Origin of the sequence: Prevotella melaninogenica ATCC 25845, assembly GCF_000144405.1 — a bacterium.
Classification (GTDB): Bacteria; Bacteroidota; Bacteroidia; order Bacteroidales; family Bacteroidaceae; genus Prevotella; species Prevotella melaninogenica.
This window is the reverse complement of the sequence record NC_014371.1, coordinates 553,599-571,378: the sequence shown is the minus strand read 5'-3', so window position 1 is coordinate 571,378 and position 17,780 is coordinate 553,599. Positions and strand designations below refer to the sequence as shown.

Annotated in this window: 17 protein-coding genes; 6 read left to right on the top strand and 11 right to left on the bottom strand. The window is 38.4% G+C overall.

What is annotated here, in order from left to right:
* Positions 1-15: 15 nt before the first annotated feature.
* The 5 genes from HMPREF0659_RS09330 to pyrB all read right to left on the bottom strand — a co-directional run bounded on the left by HMPREF0659_RS09330 (position 16) and on the right by pyrB (position 4,866).
* Positions 16-1,389 carry an MATE family efflux transporter gene (locus tag HMPREF0659_RS09330; protein ID WP_013265659.1) on the bottom strand — a complete coding sequence of 458 codons (1,374 nt, stop codon included), beginning with the start codon at positions 1,387-1,389 and terminating at the stop codon, positions 16-18.
* A gap of 1,066 nt (positions 1,390-2,455) precedes the next feature.
* Complete coding sequence (gene pyrI, locus HMPREF0659_RS09325) at positions 2,456-2,911, bottom strand: aspartate carbamoyltransferase regulatory subunit (RefSeq protein ID WP_013265703.1); 456 nt, start codon at positions 2,909-2,911, stop codon at positions 2,456-2,458.
* A gap of 102 nt (positions 2,912-3,013) precedes the next feature.
* Positions 3,014-3,433 carry a hypothetical protein gene (locus HMPREF0659_RS09320; RefSeq protein ID WP_226893201.1) on the bottom strand — a complete coding sequence of 140 codons (420 nt, stop codon included), beginning with the start codon at positions 3,431-3,433 and terminating at the stop codon, positions 3,014-3,016.
* A gap of 43 nt (positions 3,434-3,476) precedes the next feature.
* Complete coding sequence (locus tag HMPREF0659_RS09315; RefSeq protein ID WP_108235559.1) at positions 3,477-3,896, bottom strand: BACON domain-containing protein; 420 nt, start codon at positions 3,894-3,896, stop codon at positions 3,477-3,479.
* Positions 3,897-3,918: 22 nt separating this feature from the next.
* Positions 3,919-4,866, bottom strand: a complete 948-nt coding sequence (pyrB, locus tag HMPREF0659_RS09310) for an aspartate carbamoyltransferase (RefSeq protein ID WP_013265797.1) — start codon at positions 4,864-4,866, stop codon at positions 3,919-3,921.
* A 163-nt stretch (positions 4,867-5,029) separates the two neighbouring features.
* Here pyrB and HMPREF0659_RS09305 point away from each other — a divergent pair, with 163 nt between their 5' ends.
* A complete protein-coding gene (locus tag HMPREF0659_RS09305; protein WP_013265198.1) occupies positions 5,030-7,333 on the top strand; it encodes a transglycosylase domain-containing protein in 2,304 nt (767 codons plus the stop codon).
* Positions 7,334-7,912: 579 nt separating this feature from the next.
* On the opposite strand, the gene HMPREF0659_RS09300 is transcribed toward HMPREF0659_RS09305, so the two are convergent.
* From HMPREF0659_RS09300 to HMPREF0659_RS09275, 6 genes are all read right to left on the bottom strand, one after another.
* Positions 7,913-8,458: a hypothetical protein gene (locus tag HMPREF0659_RS09300; RefSeq protein ID WP_013265742.1), complete on the bottom strand. Its 546-nt coding sequence runs from the start codon at positions 8,456-8,458 to the stop codon at positions 7,913-7,915.
* 30 nt (positions 8,459-8,488) lie between these two features.
* Positions 8,489-9,004, bottom strand: coding sequence for a hypothetical protein (locus tag HMPREF0659_RS09295; RefSeq protein WP_013265832.1), 516 nt, complete (start codon positions 9,002-9,004; stop codon positions 8,489-8,491).
* 120 nt (positions 9,005-9,124) lie between these two features.
* Complete coding sequence (gene ruvC, locus HMPREF0659_RS09290; RefSeq protein WP_004359457.1) at positions 9,125-9,700, bottom strand: crossover junction endodeoxyribonuclease RuvC; 576 nt, start codon at positions 9,698-9,700, stop codon at positions 9,125-9,127.
* Positions 9,701-9,725: 25 nt separating this feature from the next.
* Entirely contained in the window at positions 9,726-10,370 is a 645-nt protein-coding gene (locus tag HMPREF0659_RS09285) for an MBL fold metallo-hydrolase (RefSeq protein WP_013265231.1), read from the bottom strand.
* 68 nt (positions 10,371-10,438) lie between these two features.
* On the bottom strand, positions 10,439-11,062 hold the full coding sequence (rsmG, locus tag HMPREF0659_RS09280; RefSeq protein WP_013265377.1) for a 16S rRNA (guanine(527)-N(7))-methyltransferase RsmG: 624 nt from the start codon (positions 11,060-11,062) through the stop codon (positions 10,439-10,441).
* Positions 11,063-11,112: 50 nt separating this feature from the next.
* A complete protein-coding gene (locus tag HMPREF0659_RS09275; RefSeq protein ID WP_013265087.1) occupies positions 11,113-11,883 on the bottom strand; it encodes an RsiV family protein in 771 nt (256 codons plus the stop codon).
* Between the two features lie 69 nt (positions 11,884-11,952).
* Here HMPREF0659_RS09275 and HMPREF0659_RS09270 point away from each other — a divergent pair, with 69 nt between their 5' ends.
* The 5 genes from HMPREF0659_RS09270 to rimO all read left to right on the top strand — a co-directional run bounded on the left by HMPREF0659_RS09270 (position 11,953) and on the right by rimO (position 17,777).
* Positions 11,953-12,576: an HAD family hydrolase gene (locus HMPREF0659_RS09270; RefSeq protein WP_013265129.1), complete on the top strand. Its 624-nt coding sequence runs from the start codon at positions 11,953-11,955 to the stop codon at positions 12,574-12,576.
* 105 nt (positions 12,577-12,681) lie between these two features.
* On the top strand, positions 12,682-13,500 hold the full coding sequence (panB, locus tag HMPREF0659_RS09265; protein WP_013265810.1) for a 3-methyl-2-oxobutanoate hydroxymethyltransferase: 819 nt from the start codon (positions 12,682-12,684) through the stop codon (positions 13,498-13,500).
* 178 nt (positions 13,501-13,678) lie between these two features.
* The gene (locus HMPREF0659_RS09260) at positions 13,679-14,854 is read left to right on the top strand and encodes an MFS transporter (RefSeq protein WP_013265615.1); all 1,176 of its coding nucleotides are present in this window, start codon (positions 13,679-13,681) and stop codon (positions 14,852-14,854) included.
* A 525-nt stretch (positions 14,855-15,379) separates the two neighbouring features.
* The gene (gene ftsY, locus HMPREF0659_RS09255) at positions 15,380-16,330 is read left to right on the top strand and encodes a signal recognition particle-docking protein FtsY (protein ID WP_004359448.1); all 951 of its coding nucleotides are present in this window, start codon (positions 15,380-15,382) and stop codon (positions 16,328-16,330) included.
* A 145-nt stretch (positions 16,331-16,475) separates the two neighbouring features.
* Positions 16,476-17,777, top strand: a complete 1,302-nt coding sequence (rimO, locus tag HMPREF0659_RS09250; protein WP_013265578.1) for a 30S ribosomal protein S12 methylthiotransferase RimO — start codon at positions 16,476-16,478, stop codon at positions 17,775-17,777.
* The last annotated feature ends 3 nt before the right edge of the window (positions 17,778-17,780 follow it).

The following is a 17,780-nucleotide window of genomic DNA, read 5'->3' as shown; positions in this document are numbered from 1 at the left end:
ATTTAGATTCTTTATTTATGAATTTAAGTTTTGATTGTTCACACTTTGTTGTTTCAACCGACGCATATAAGCCATCATAATGATAGCTGCAACTAATGATGCCAAGAAGTCACTTGAAGGCAATGATGCCCAAACACCATTTAAGTTGAAGAAATGTGGTAGGATAACAAGTAGTGGAATTAAGAATAGTAATTGGCGAGAAAGAGATAAGAAAATGCTTATCTTTACTTTACCAATACACTGAAAGAAGTTTGTTACAACCATCTGAAATCCAACAACAGGATACATCATCATGTTTATTTGAATAGCCTTAATTGCTTGGCGAATTAATTCTGGGTCCTTTGTGAACATACGTGCACAGTAATATGGGGCTAAATGGGCAATTAGCCAACCTGTAACCATTATCCCTGTTGCAGCAAAGATTGTAAGTTTCAATACACGCATAAGTCTGTCAGTCTGCTGTGAACCATAGTTATATCCTGCTATAGGCTGCATACCTTGGTCTAATCCGATGACAAACATTACAAAAATCATAGCCACACTATAAGCTATGCCGAATGCTCCAACAGCCATATCACCACCGTATCTGACAAGTTGATTATTCATAAAGATAACCACAATGCATGCACAAACATTCATCAAGAATGGTGAAATACCAATAGAGATGATGTTTTCTACCAAATGTCTTTTAAGTCGATAGATTCCACGCTTTAAATGTAAAATCTCATCTTTGTTAGTCAACTGCTTCATCTGCCAGCATAATGCCAATGCTTGAGATAAAACTGTGGCGAAAGCTGCACCACGAATTCCCCAGCCCCAGAGCCTAATAAAGATAAAGTCTAAGACTATATTCATCAAGACGGTGAAAATCGTAGCCATCATTGCCTGACGAGGTTTTGATGCTGCACGAAGTACTGCATTCATTCCAAAGTACATGTGAGAGATGACATTTCCCGCCAAAATAACCTCCATAAAACTGCGGGCATAGGGGATTGTAGCATCACTTGCACCAAAGAATCGTAAGATTGGGTCAAGAAAGATAAGGCAGATAATACCAAATGTACTTCCTATAATCAAATTAAGCGTTACAGTATTACCAAGTATGTTCTCCGCAGTATCATAGTCACGCTGACCTAATTTCACACTGATAGACGTAGATGCTCCTATTCCTACTGCTGCACCAAAGGCTGCACCAAGGTTGATAAAAGGGAATGTAATAGCTAAACCAGATATAGCCATTGGTCCTACGATCTGACCAATGAATATTCGGTCTACTATGTTATAGAGTGAGGCTGCTATCATAGCAATAATTGCTGGGAACGCATATTGTACCAACAATTTACCAACAGGTTTGGTACCTAACTCTAAAGTTGCATTCTTATTATCCATCAAGATTCTATTACTTGTCTACGAATGAATGGAATTCCTCCTTATACTATGCTTGCAAATGTACGAAAAAAAAATGAGAAAACCTATTTGTAGCGTAATGAATTGTAGGTTTATAAAACCTATTATTGCTATTTTTTAGGGTCTTCAGTATTTTGGAGTGATAAAGTTTGCCACTTAAGGTTAGGTTTCTGACGAAATGTCACACGGAGAAAAGGAGAGGACGGAGGATTATTAAAACAAAGCAATGTAGTTATCAAGAATCTGTACGCTATACCTTCGTCGCTCTTTGTGCCGTCAGCACCTGCGTGACATTGCGTTTACCTCCGTCCCCTCCGTGACTCCGTGTGCCTATTATATAAGACTTTTAGTTTGTCACTCCATATTTCGGAAGAACCACAATTTATTCCTATGTCATTTATTTTTGTAAATTATTTTCGTGCAGTTCAAAACCAATACATGCTCTTTTAGCTTCTAAAAGACGCCCAATTGGCTTGCAAAAGGTGCCCTTTAAGCCCCTTACTAACGCCCTTTTGACGTCTTATTAAGCATCTTTTCTCGTGCTACTTTATAACTAATTGATTCCCTGTTGGTTGCAGACTTTCTTCTTATATGTGTTTTTACTGTTAGTTATAGATGTTTTCTTTGAAATTATGTAATGATTTTTCAAGCTCTTGTCAGTAGATTTTCGAAGTCTTAAAATGAGAAGTCTTCAATGATGAAGGGTGATAGTAGGATAGATAAATGACAGTTTTAGCTATGCTTCTGTTTGATGAGTAACCTCGGTTCTTACGTTAAAGCAATACGAAAAGCGCCCACACATTTAACGGAAGAACTAAAAAATTGATTTCTCATCACGTAAATAAATAGGAAAAAAAGGTTTTAAGGCTGAATAAACAAGTCTATAATTTATAAAATACTTCAATCAAATTAGCTTTAATTATATCGATTAAATTACTAATAGATAGTAGTTTAACAAATAAACTTATCCTTCAAAACAAGTAACTAATCTACTTGTAAATTCGCCAACTTGTCTACTTATAAACTTGTTTACCCAGCAACTTGGATTCTATACCAGTTCAACCTTCTCCATTTCCTGCTCTTTGTCGCAGTAATGACATTTAAGAATACCATGTTCCTTGTCGACAACATGGAAGATAGTATCCATAGGTTCATTATTTGTGATACACTTTGGGTTATTGCATCTTACAATGCTCCGAAGCTCATCCGGTGTCACAACCTTCTTCTTCTCTACCACTTCATAGTCATTAATGATGTTCAACACCACGTTCGGTGCCACGACCGACAAACGAGAAATTTCATCATCGGTAAAGAACTTATCGCTCACCTTGATGATTCCCTTTGTGCCTACCATCTTCGATGAGAAGTTGAAACCAATAGTGACAGGTGTGGAGAGCTTCTGGAGCTGTAATAGGTTCACAACCTGAAAAGTCTTCTCTGCTGGAATATGATCTATAACGGTGCCGCTTTCAATAGCAGCTACCAGACGTTCTTTCTTTGACATAATGATATGAGCCTTACTCCGTCTCCTTGATATGAAGGAATGCCTGACAGGGTATTTGTGGGCAGTTTTCTTTGTTCACTCATAGGCATTATGAGTCTATTTCTATTTTTCTTGGATGATTTCTACTCTATCTACGGCATCATCTGCTCTTAACCAAAAGTTTATTTTACGTCTTTTACCTGTGGTGTTAGGCTCGATGGTTATCGTGAGTGTGTTGCCTGTTAATTCTGCTGTGTACCATCTTCCCACAATACCAGTGCTGATAACCTTATTGCCATATTGTGCTGCAGATTCTTCAACAGCCATACTTGCAAATCGCAGAGTTTCGTAGTCAGCGCATACTAACTTATAGGTACCTCCTTCAGCAGGAACTGTTATATTCCTTGGGTCACCAGTGTAGTCTGATGTCCACTTAAAAGTTGTTCTGTGGATATCATCAACTGTATTCTTGCTACAGCTGAATAGGGTGGTTAAAAGAACCAGCAACAACGCTATAAACGTTACATTCTTAAGTTTATTCATGTTCATTAAATGGATATAGTTATATAGATATTATGAGTATATTTTATTTGTTTTGTGTCACTTCTATATGATCGAAGATGTCACCTGCTGTCACATCGATGAATAGTTTGCGTTCTTTGCCAGTTGTATTGGGGAGGAGAGTGATATAAAAAGTATTTCCTTTCGCTAATACATCGTACCAATCATATTGAATATGATGAAAATCTTGCTCTTTACTTGAACCAAAGATGGTTGTGTCTTGAGATGTAACGTTATTAATCCATGGTCCCCCATAATTGGTACATTTTAATTGATAAGTTCCACCTTCTGCTGTAGCAGTAATCTTTCTTGGGTCTCCTTGTCGGTTCGAAGTCCACTTCATAGGATCCCAACGACCATCTTCTGAGTTTAGTTCGCAGCTGAATAGGGTGGTCAAAAGACCCAGCAACAATGCAGCAAACGTTACATACTTAAGTCTACTCATGTTCGTAAAATTGATAAGGTTATTATTCTAAAATTGTTTTATCATTCTTCACCTCTTCCATAGATATACCAAGGCAATGACAGAAGATTGCCTCACGCGCAAAAAGACCATTACGGGCCTGCTCGATATAATAAGCATGTGGACTATCATCAACATCGTATGCTATCTCGTTCACACGTGGCAGCGGATGAAGAATCTTCATGTTAGGACGAGCCAATGAGAGCATATCACGACGAAGGATATAAACATTCTTTACACGTTCATATTCCATTAAGTCAGAGAAGCGCTCTTTCTGTACGCGTGTCATATAGATAATATCTGCGTTAGCAATCACTTCTGGAGTGAAATCCTCATGCTCTTCGAAGTGGATGTTATGTTCACGGCAGTACACTTTATACTCCTCTGGCATAGCAAGTTCCTTTGGCGCGATAAAGTGAAAGGTCGGGTTGAAATGGCGCATAGCCATAAGGAGAGAATGAACCGTTCTGCCGTATTTAAGATCACCAACAAGATAGATGTTTAAGTTCTCCAGTGTTCCTTGTGTCTGATTAATTGTATAAAGGTCAAGCAAGCATTGTGAAGGATGTTGATGTGCTCCGTCGCCAGCATTAATGATAGGCATTGGAGCCACTTCAGAAGCATATTGTGCTGCACCCTCTATGTAATGTCGCATAACAATTGCATCGGCATAATTAGAGACCATGAGGATGGTGTCTTTTAGTGTTTCACCCTTGCTGACACTTGAAACCTTTGCATCGGTAAAGCCAATAACACGTGCACCGAGTCGGTTAGCCGCTGTTTCAAAACTAAGTCGGGTACGTGTAGAAGGCTCATAGAAGAGCGTTGCGATAACCTTACCTTTAAGTAGCTCTCGGTTTGGATGTTTCTCAAACTCTTGAGCCATTTCAATAAGGTAGAGTAGTTGCTCACGATCTAACCCTTGGATATTCACAAAGTTATGCTTTTCCATTTTTGTTTTGTGATGTTTTAGTTCTTTTCTGTTGGTAAAGGTACATTATTATTTTCTAATCAACGAACTATAGAAAGGGAAATATCCACCTATATCAAAAAAACATCTATTTATTTTGCTTATCCATTGATTTACATTATCTTTGCATAATATTTTCACAATTATGAGAAGACACTTTGTACATTTCCTCTGGGGGTCACTTCTTGCCATCTTGGGCTTGGTCTTCGTATTCTTCATCTCTGTATGGAACGGATGGGTAGGGTACATGCCTGATATGGATGAATTGTCTAACCCTATAGATAAGTTTGCTTCGCAAGTCTATTCTTCAGACCAACAACTTATCGGTACTTGGAACGCGGATAACAATAATCGTGTGGCAATCGACTATAATGGACTGTCGCCACACCTTGTTCATGCCCTTGTTGCGACAGAAGATGAACGCTTCTATGAACATTCAGGTGTTGACTTTATAGCCCTTGGACGTGCTGTTGTGAAGCGTGGTGTGATGGGACAGGCAAGTGCTGGAGGTGGTTCTACAATCACACAGCAGCTTGCTAAACAGCTTTTCTCTGAGAAGGCACACAGCACAGTAGAACGTCTTTTGCAGAAGCCTATTGAGTGGATTATTGCAGTGAAGTTGGAACGTTACTTCACGAAGGAAGAGATACTTGCTATGTATTTCAATTATTTTGATTTCCTTCATAATGCTGTTGGTATCAAGCGAGCTGCTAACGTCTATTTCAATAAGGAACCACGTAAGTTGACGGTGACAGAGTCTGCTATGTTAGTAGGACTTTGCAAGAACCCATCAATGTTCAATCCTCTTCGTCATCCAGAGCGTTGTTTGCAACGTCGCAACGTTGTTTTAATGCAGATGGTTAAGTCTGGCTATGTAACGAAAGATGAATATAAAGAATTGTCACAGCGTCCTTTAGGACTTCATTTTACGAGGTCAAAGCCAGTGAGTGGTGCAGGTGATTATTTCCAAGCATTCCTTCGTCAATACATGATGGCAAAGAAACCGGAGCGTGAGAATTATCAGTCATGGCAGAATCGTCAGTTTGTTCTTGATTCAATTGCATGGGAGCAGGATCCACTTTATGGCTGGTGTAATAAGAATACGAAGCGTAATGGTGAGCCTTATAATGTGAATACTGATGGTTTACGTATCTACACGACCATTGATACACGTATGCAGCAGTATGCTGAAGAGTCTGTGCGTAAGCATGTAGGTGGATACTTACAGTCACAGTTCAATCAGGCTATGCATTATAAGAAGAATGCTCCATTCTCATCTAATATATCACGTCGTACGATTAAAGAGATATTGAATCGCTCCTGTCGCCAGACACTACGCTATCAGCGTTTGAAAGAGCAGGGAGCTACACCTGATGAGATTAGACGTAGTTTCCGTACACCACATGAGATGACGCTCTTTACATACCATGGTGATATTGATACGGTAATGACGCCAATCGACTCAATACGTTACTATAAGTCATTCCTCCGTTCAGCCTTTGTTAGTATGGACCCACATACGGGCGCTGTTAAGGCTTATGTAGGTGGTATTGATTATCAACATTTCAAGTATGATGTTGTGATGGGTGGTCGTCGTCAAGTTGGTTCAACTATAAAACCATTCCTTTATGCACTTGCAATGCAGAATGGTATGACTCCTTGTACACTTGCCCCAAACGTACAGCGCACTTATGGTGGATGGACTCCTCGCAATGGTTCACGTGCTCGTTATGGTCAAGAGGTCCCTTTGCGCTGGGCTTTACAACAGTCTAACAACTGGATTTCAGCGTATCTGATTAACCTCCTCGGTCCGTCTCAGTTCGTAAGCATTCTACATGACTTTGGATTGAACAATCCTGATATTGATAAGAATACAAGTCCGGTGTTATGTCTTGGACCTTGTGAGGCTTCTGTTGGTGAGATGGCAAGTGCCTATACAACGTTTGCTAATGGTGGTATTCGTTGTGCTCCGCTCTTTGTAACTAAGATTGAAGATAGCCATGGTAACGTCATTGCTAAGTTCCAACCATTGATGACAGAGGTTATTTCAGAGGTAAGTTCTTATCAAATGATAGATATGTTGCGTGCCGTTATTCAGGGTGGTACAGGTAGTCGTTTGCGTTACGCTTACCATCTTACAGCTGATATTGGTGGAAAGACGGGTACAACAAACAATAACTCGGATGGTTGGTTTATGGGTATTACACCAGAACTTGTCAGCGGTTGCTGGGTTGGTGGTGAAGATCGTGATATCCACTTCGACCACACATCAATGGGTCAAGGTGCTACAACTGCCTTGCCAGTATGGGCTTACTTTATGCAGCGTGTTTATGCTGACAAACGATTAGGATATAATCAAGGTACTAAGTTTGCTATTCCTGCTAAGTTTAATCCTTGTGAGACGGCTGACACTATCAATGTTAATGGTATACAAGAAGAGTACTTCTAAGTGATAATATCTATCTTTAGACGTTGATAGATATATAAGAAAACAGGGACACCTCATCGGGTGTCCCTGTTTTCTTATGTTCATTGGGAATCATTTAAAAGCTGTAAAGATGCTTTTCTATTATATTAAAACAATAAGTTCTTGCTTTTTTGTTTATAATTAGTAAGAAGGTAAATGCTTATAACGATTGATATAAAGCCTCCGCACAACATGTGCGGGGCATTCGCACGATGTGTGCTAAGCGTCTGCAGGTAAGTTGAAAAGGCTAAGACATCGTTATAAATATGATGTATCTTAAGCTCATCTTTATAATCTTAGACCGAATAGGGTTATTAAATAGGACTGTCTATTATAATAAAGAAGGTGTGTTTTGCTTTAACCCAAATCGGTCATTAGGGCACAATATGTATGATTCTTATTACTGTGGTATTGTTTCCTAACATCCTTAATTTTCTTATCGGTATCTTGTCCTTCTTTGTAACTTGACGTAGCCCACTACGCCTGCGTTCCAAAGCCAAACAACCTGCTCGATATTAAAACAAAATATGTTTAGGCTCTAATGACCGATTTGGGTTAAAACTATATTTTTGTCATGTGATAGCCCATACGTTTTAACTGTATGGCTGCACCCATATAATACATTTGGTGAAGTGCTGCCACATATGCTTGAAAGGCATCACTACTACCTGGTGCAATAGGAAGATGACGGAGTAAGCTATTGGTTCGTGCTGCACACTTTCCTACAATAGCAGCAATATCCTTATGTTCTTCAGTAGAAAGAAGTAGAACTTTCTCACAAATATAGTCATCCATGTGGTCATAATCAATACGATCGCGTAGATAAGTGTAGAGATTCTCTACCTTACTATACAACCCCCAGTCTTCATCCCAATATTTAGCTATTGCCATACCGATGTACATCATCCAACCAAGGGAGACGGTAGGGTAGTTGGCAAACTCTCGCATACCATCAGGTAAGTAAGCTTCAGCAATCCCCAACCACTTATCTTCCATGTCTGTAATATCTGGCAACATATTATCTACAAGTTGTTTCCCTTGTAGATAAGTTGTCAAATCCTCTTTGAATTTGTCTTCAAATGAATATCTTAATTGTTCGTCTTGCATTGTTATGTATCTTAAAAGATTGAATTTGTACTACTCAGCCAACTTCTTTTTCACTTCTGCCAATGCTTTAATCCAGTCGGTATCGAGGGAGAACTGAGTAAGATAGTCCTCACTATTGAAGTATACCAAAACAAGATTCTTATCAGGGTCATTGTAGAGTGGGTGATTAATACTTGCATCACGGAATATCTTGAGAATTTGCTCTTTTCTCTTTTGCTTGTCAGCACGTGCATACTCTTTCGTAAAGAGATTAACATACTCATGCATATAATAAGCCATAGAGTCAAGTTGTGCGTTGAGATGAGCAATATCCTTAGTAGAAAGTTGCTTCGTTGTATCAACAAGAGCAGATAATGTTCGAGTATTAAGATAGGTAATTGCGTCAACTTTAAAGGAAGCTGCTTTGCGCACGTTTACATCTTCTTTACTGTCAGTTGCTATCTTGTAAGCACTTGCATATAGTTGTTTCGATACACGCTCCTGCTGGGCATTCACCGTAAGTACAGATGCGAGTAGGAATGAAAGAGCTATTATTCTATTTTTCATACGCTTGATACTTAAATCCTTGTGTTGTTTTAGTTGTTATCTTTGACGTTATTGAAGTTTTATAGGTTTAATGTACATCACTGTGTTCATGAATAAATACAACTGTGTGAGGAGTTTTGTTTATCTTATTCTGTCCGCATTTTTGCGCGCAAAATCTTTCCAAGACCCATAGTGTTTTGCATCTGTTTCTGGCCGACTCATCTGTAAGAAATGACAATAAGCTGCTGCAACAGCATCCGTAGCATCCATAAAATGAGGCATTTGATCGTCACGTAGATGTAATAGCTTTTGTAACATACCAGCAACCTGTTCCTTAGAGGCTGAGCCGTTTCCCGTGATTGCCATTTTAATTTTCAATGGTGCGTATTCTTGAATAGGGACATCGTGGTTAATAGCAGCAGCAATAACAACACCTTGCGCACGTCCAAGTTTCAGCATTGATTGTACATTCTTTCCAAAGAAAGGAGCTTCGACGGCTACTTCATCGGGTAAATATTCGTCGATAATACCTGTTACACGTTCAAATATTCTGCCTAATCGGAGATATACATCTTTCTCCCTACGCATGTCAATGACACCCATGACAACAAGTTCAGCTTTATTTCCACAGACACGTAGCACACCATATCCCATCACATTAGTGCCAGGATCGATACCAAGTAGTATCTTTTCGGGTTGTGAACTTCTTGTTTTCATCTTGAGGAATTATTTTACTTGTGTTTTATCGGTCCATATAAGGGTTATGAGATAGCTCGAAACCGATAGATGTCTGTGGTCCATGCCCAGGATAAACAATAGTAGTGTCGGGAAGTTGTGCAAGTTCTCGAAGACTACTAATAATCTGAAACATACTACCTCCAGGGAAATCTGTTCTACCAATACTTCCTTTAAACAAGGTATCACCAGTAAAGATGACATTCTCTTCTGCACAATAAAAACATACTGAACCGCCAGAATGTCCAGGAGTATGCATAACCTTAAAGGTGTGTGAACCGAATGATATAATTTGCTTGTCTGTTAGTTTTAAATCACCAGCAGGCAAGTCATAGTTCAGTTGCATTCCCAGCATCTGTGCAGCTGCCTGCTTTGGATTATTTATAAATACACTATCGCCTTCAGAAACCTCTGGCTGGAGGTTGAAAGCAGTAAGAAGAGCAGCATCACCAAAGTGATGATCAAGATGGCCATGGGTACCAAGATTGTGGACAGGTGTTAGCCCATCTCCTTTTATATAATCAATGATAGAGTTCTGTTCGCTTTCGGTAAGTGCGCCACAATCAATAATAACACATTCCTTCGTTTCGTCACTGACAACATAGCAGTTCTCCTGAAGAGGATTAACCTCAAAAGTTTGGATTTTAAGCATAAGTGATATTTGAATATAAATGGTTGATAATGAAGACGAATTATATTATAGAAGCGTAAGGGATAGGATTATCCAGGTACGTAAATAAGATATTTCTCCTTAAACCATTCTTCATCAAACCATTGTGAAAGTTCAGTTTTTTCAGCAATGTTTTTGTATGGTTTCAGTTCTTCATCAAGGTTTCCACCTTTTAAAACAATTACACCATTTGGTAAAACATTATGTTGGTCTGATGCAATATTCTTCTTGACAATCTTCATTAAATCAGGTAGTGGCATCACTGCACGTGATACAATGAAGTCAAACTTACCTTTCTCTTCTTCTCCACGTAAGTGAGAAGGGAGGACATTTTCAAGGCCAATTGCATCAGCAACTTCCTGTGCAACTCTTACTTTCTTACCTGTACCATCAATGAGTTTAAAGTTGGCTTCAGGAAAGAAGATAGCAAGAGGAACACCAGGAAAGCCTCCACCAGTACCAAAGTCAAGGACGTTTGTACCTTCACGGAAGTTTATACATTTTGCGATAGCTAATGAATGAAGAATATGATGCTCATAAAGATTATCAATATCTTTACGCGAAATGACATTAATTTTTGCATTCCAGTCGTGGTATAGTGCATCGAGCGCTGCAAATTGTTCTTCCTGTTTTGGAGTAAGTTGAGGAAAGTATTTCTTTATAATTTCAATCATAATCTTTTTGTATGAGGTTTAGTGGTACAAAAATAAAGTCATAGAGAATGTTAGTTGTCGATAGCAACTCTAACTTCTTTCTGACTAATCTCACCTGGGCTATAGATGAATACAGTTGAATCATCTGTAAGAATGAAGTTATCTGCAGGGTAGGGGGCTATACCAATGAAATAACCCTTTGCTTGTAATCCTGCTATATCATCTTTCTCAAGGTCCTCTTTCTCTGCTAAATGCGCAATGATTTCCTTTGTTAGCGTTTCTTTATAATCCTTACCAAATTGGTCTTGAAGTGTGATAAGTTTGCCGTTTTGGGGATTAAAATTACGTACAATCGTATACTTTGTAAGCTGACCATTGCCATTGTTAATGGCAATATGTGATAAGGCAGTAATATATTTGTCCGCAGCAGCTCTTAATTCTGTCTTGATAGTTAGCTCCCCAATGAGTTGACTTTTATCTCTCTCTTTCTGGCGAATAAGCTGAGCTATTTCCATATACTGCTTTATATACTGCCTTCCAAAGGATGGAATAGCAGTTTGAGGAGTGAGTTTATCGTTATTGATAGCGAAATAGTCTGGTTGTAAAAGCCCCATTCTGAGTAAAGAATCATTGACAGCAGCATGTTTACTCTCTTTTAAGTAAGTGAAATCTACATGTACATGACATTGTATTGCATCTGAAAGACGAGCTACAGTGTCTACAGAAACGACAGCTGTTGGGATATCCAACTTCTTTGGTGCTGATGACTTGCGTTCACAACTGCTCATAATGAATATTAGCATTGTGGAAAAAGCAAATATTGTAAATAACTTCTTTGTCATATATAGGCTACAAAGTTACGAAAAGTTTTTGTAACTTTGCATTATAATATATAATAATAAATGAGGAAAATGGTAAAAGCTTGTTTGTTTGATTTGGATGGAGTTGTGTTCGATACAGAGCCTTTATACACCTTGTTTTGGCGAAATTTGGATAAAAGACTTCGTCCTAACATTGATAATTTTGAGCATATTATTAAAGGACAGACACTTGTTCAGATATACGATAAGTATTTTACTGGAGACGAAGATAAACAGAAAGAAGTTACTACACTTCTCTATGAATACGAACAGAATATGTCTTTTAATTATATTGCTTGCTTCGAGGACTTTGTAAAAGATATTAGAAGTAAAGGTATAAAGACTGCTGTTGTTACGAGTTCTAACCTTGAGAAGATGCTGAATGTTTATAATAAGGATCCAGAATTTAAAGGATACTTTGACGAGATCTTAACCTCTGAAGACTTTGAAGAGAGTAAACCATCACCTGATTGTTACCTTAAGGCTGCTGCTCGTTTTGGTGTATCACCTAAAGAATGCATTGTCTTTGAAGATAGCTTTAATGGATTGCGTTCGGGAATTGCGTCAGGAGCACGTGTAATAGGTCTTGCTACGACTAATTCTGTGGCTGAAATAGAACCTTACACAAAGGAGGTTATTAGTAATTATGATGGTTTTACTTTGTCAGACCATTAAAAAGGAGTAACTTTGCAGCCCGAAACAAAAGTCAAGGTTCAAAATCATATTTGCTTATAAAGAATAAAATGGAAAGGATTGGACTATTGAATTATAAAAGTGATTATGGGATATTTAACAACAGATAAGAAGAAAGTTACTGCAAAAACATTATTGGAAATGAAGACAGCGGGGGAGAAGATTACTCAAATGACTGCCTATGACTTTACGACAGCAGGAATTATTGATGCCGCAGGAATCGACAGTATTCTTGTGGGTGATTCTGCATCGAATGTGATGGCAGGTAATCAAGACACAACTCCTATTACTGTTGAACAGATGATTTATCATGCACGTTCTGTTGTACGTGCATGTCAGCGTTGTCTTGTTGTTTGTGATATGCCATTCGGTTCTTATCAGATAAGTCGTGAAGATGGTATTCGCAATGCTATTCGTATTATAAAAGAAACTGGTGCAGGTGCACTCAAAATGGAAGGTGGTAAGGAGATTGCTGATACTGTTAAAGGAATAGTTGATGCTGGCATTCCTGTTATTGGACATCTTGGTCTTACTCCACAAAGTATTCATAAGTTTGGTGGATATGGACTACGTGCCAAAGACGACGCAGAAGCTGAGAAACTTATAGAAGATGCACTTGCGCTTGATGCTGCAGGTGTCAGTGCTATCACCCTTGAGAAAGTTCCTGCATCTTTAGCCACAAAGGTTACTTCTATGGTAAAAGCTGCAACGATAGGTATCGGTGCTGGTAATGGTACAGACGGTCAGGTGCTTGTTTATGCAGATGCTCTTGGTATGACACAGGGCTTCAAGCCTAAGTTCCTCCGTCATTTCGCTAATGTCAACAAATGTATGACAGAGGGTGTACAAGAATATATTAAATGTGTGAAGGATACGAGCTTTCCTTCAGAATCTGAGTCATATTAATATTCGTTTATAGGTAAGAATTTATAAATTACGATTCTAAATGATGTTGGATTTATTAATGGATATATGTATTTAAAAGCTAAATAGAGATTGTTGTATTCATCTATCTCTAACAAAATACATTACATATTTCAGAGTCTAACTCACATAATGATTAATTTCTGGATAATAATGATTTATGGATACTCAAAACATACCTGTTCACGTTCGTTTGTGGAATAAGCATTTTTGGTTATTGGCAATGGCTAATCTCTTGTTAGTCATGTCGTCTTATATGCTCATTGCTACCATACCTTTGCGTATGGAAGTTAAAGGATATTCTATGTTACAGATAGCTTTGGTAATGGGTGTCTTCTTTATTGGGATATATCTCTTTGGTAGTCTTTCTGGCTATCTTGTTCAACGCTATCGTCGCAAAAATGTATTTAATGTCTCAACATTATTACTATTGGCAGTTACAGGGGTACTTTATTATCTAAGTATTTTACCTTATAACTCTTTTGATTATACGCTACTTGTAGGACTTCGTTTCATACAAGGCGCTTTTTATGGTCTTTCGCAACTCGTCCTTCTTAGTACACTCATTATTGATACTGTTGAAGCTGTACACAGAACAGAAGCAAATCATGCTGCAACATGGTTTGGACGTTTTGCGCTTTCATTTGGTCCTTTAGCGGGAATCATGGTATATCAAACAATGAATTTTGCTTCAGTACTCCTCTTGTCTTGTATCTGCTTGGCTGTTTCTTTTATCTTTGTCAACTTAATAAGATTTCCATTTCGTATGCCAAGTGAGGATTTCTCTCGCTTTTCTTGCGATCGTTTTCTATTGAAAGGTAGTCATTGGCTTTTTGTCAACGTGACTCTTATCACATCTGTTGTTGGACTTCTTTTAAGTATAGAACACAGTCCTCGTTTTTATGGAATGCTGATGGTGGGCTTTATTATAGCAATTCTTGCTGAAAGATTTGTCTTTGCAGATGCTGATCTTCGCAGCGAAGCCACAACAGGAATGATTGTTATTGGTATTGCAATTCTACTGATGATTACTCGAAATCAGGAAAGTGTTAGCTATATCGTACCAATCCTTATTGGTCTGGGTGTAGGATTGATAGGAAGTAGATTCTTACTCTTTTTTATAAAGATGTCGGATCATTGTCAACGTGGAACGAGTCAGAGTACGTTTTTACTTGCTTGGGAAACAGGTATCGGTGTCGGTTTGGTTCTTTCTTATGGAGTATTTAATCTTGAACTACCTCTCATCTTATGGATTGGACTTGGAATTTTAGCAGTCTCACTGATTCTGTATGATACGTTTATCCATAGTTGGTATGTAAAGCATAAGCATCGATAATTTACTTTAATTATTTATTGATACATATTTGAATATTAGTATTTTATATATCGATTTGATTAAATATACTTAATAAGTTCTCATAAACTCGTTAGTAACGTTGTAAGTAAGCATTTCTTTAAGCATAAGGAATGCTTACTTGCGTTTACTGTAATCTGATAAAACTAATATTTCGATTGATGTTATACTATATAACCCAGTTTTAATAGTAAATGACACTCCTAATCACAAACAAATATAGTTTTTCTTTGTATTATAAAGCATGTTGTTAAGCCTCCGCACCATTGGTGCGAAGCCTTAACACGGCTGGTGCGGAGGCTTAACACGATATGTGATGAGTTGTATTATTTCTATTAAAAACAAATTCTACTATTCAATCATATCATAAAAAAGAATACACTTAGGCTTAAACACGTAAATTGTAACGTAAATATTTCTTGGATAATACTAATTTTCATTGTGTTGTAAAGCAAATTTGCTTTTTCGTCAACTTTTTATTATCTTTGCAACAAATTAGCTAATTATATGGGATTATTCGGTTTATTCGGTAAGAAGAAGAAAGAAACACTTGACAAAGGACTTGAGAAAACAAAAGAAAATGTTTTCTCAAAACTGACACGTGCAGTGGCAGGAAAGTCAAAAGTAGATGATGAGGTCTTAGACGACCTTGAAGAGATTCTTGTAACGTCTGATGTAGGTGTAGATACAACTATTAAGATTATCCGACGCATTGAAGAACGCGTTGCCCGCGATAAGTATGTTTCAACAAGCGAGCTTAATAGTATTCTTAAAAGTGAGATAACAGCATTACTCACTGAAAATAATACTGGAGATAATGGAGAATGGACGTTACCAGAAGGTACACACCCATACGTTATACTTGTTGTCGGAGTAAATGGTGTAGGTAAGACTACAACCATAGGTAAACTTGCTTGGCAGTTTAAGCAAGCTGGAAAGAAAGTTTATCTCGGAGCAGCTGACACCTTCCGCGCTGCTGCTGTTGAGCAGATTCAAATTTGGGGCGACCGTGTTGGTGTTCCAGTAGTGAAACAGCAGATGGGAGCAGACCCTGCAAGTGTTGCTTTTGATACACTGCAAAGTGCTAAAGCAAATGGCGCGGATGTAGTGATTATTGACACGGCAGGTCGTTTGCACAATAAAGTAGGCTTGATGAACGAGTTGAAGAAGATTAAGGATGTCATGAAGAAGGTTGTTCCTGAGGCTCCACACGAAGTACTGCTTGTACTTGATGGAAGTACTGGACAGAATGCCTTTGAACAGGCACGTCAGTTTGCTGCTGTAACACAGATTACATCTCTGGCGATTACGAAACTTGATGGAACCGCTAAGGGAGGAGTCGTGATAGGTATTAGTGACCAATTGAAGGTTCCTGTTAAGTATATTGGATTAGGTGAAGGCATGGAAGACTTGCAGCTTTTTGATAAGGTGCAGTTTGTTGATAGCCTATTTAAATAGGGTGTTGGGTGTTGAATGTTAGGTGTTGGGTGTTAGGTGTTGGGTGTTGATGAAGTAATATTACATCCATTTATGCAATTCATTAACACCCAACATTCAACACCCAACACCCAACATTCAACGCCTATCACTAAACAAAGAACGAATGAAGAAAAATCAGATAGATATTGTTACCATGGGCTGCTCAAAGAATCTTGTAGATTCAGAGCTAATCATGAAGCAATTTGAAGAAAACGGCTTTCATTGTACACATGACTCAAAGCGTCCACAAGGTGAGATAGCCGTTATCAATACATGCGGATTCATCGAAGCTGCAAAAGAAGAAAGTATCAATACGATTCTTGAATTTATCAATAGAAAGAAGAATGGACAGCTTAATAAGCTCTATGTAATGGGCTGTCTGTCACAACGATACAAAGACGAGCTTGAAGCAGAACTTCCAGAGGTAGATAAGTTCTATGGTAAGTTCAATTATAAACAGTTGCTGACAGATCTTGGTAAGGCTGATGTTCCTGCATGTAATGGTGTTAGACATCTTACCACTCCACGCCATTATGCTTATGTAAAGATTGCTGAAGGTTGTGATCGTCATTGTGCTTATTGCGCCATTCCATTGATTACGGGTCGTCATCATTCACGTTCTGTTGAAGAAATTTTGGATGAGGTGAGAGGGCTTGTTGCTCAAGGAGTGAAGGAGTTTCAGATTATTGAGCAGGAACTGACCTACTATGGTGTAGACCTTGATGGTAAACATCATATTACTGAACTTATATCACGAATGGCTGATATAGAGGGGGTAGAGTGGATTCGCCTCCATTATGCTTACCCAAATCAGTTCCCACTTGATTTTCTCGATGTAATCGCAGAAAAACCAAATGTGTGTAAATATTTGGATATAGCCTTCCAACATATTTCGGACCATATGCTCGACCGTATGCGCCGTCATGTGAGTAAGCAGGAAACACTTGATTTAATTGCAGAGATACGTCGTCGTGTACCAGGTATTCATCTTCGTACAACACTTCTTGTTGGTTTCCCTGGTGAGACTGATGAAGATTTTGAGGAATTAAAGGAGTTTGTAACTAATGCTCGCTTTGAGCGTATGGGAGCCTTCTCTTATTCTGAAGAAGAAGGTACCTATAGTGCAAATCATTATAAAGATGATGTACCAGAGGATGTTAAGCAGGCTCGTCTCGATGAACTAATGGCTATTCAACAAGGGATATCAGAAGAGTTGGAAGCTGAGAAGGTAGGTAAAACCTTTAAGGTTATTATTGATCGTAAGGAAGGAGAATACTATGTTGGTCGTACAGAATTCTGTTCACCAGAGGTAGATCCTGAGGTCTTGATATCGTCAACAGAGAAGTCTTTACGTATCGGTAAATTCTATGATGTTTGCATCACAGACTCCGATGAGTTTGACCTTTTTGGAGAGGTAGTTAAGTGATAG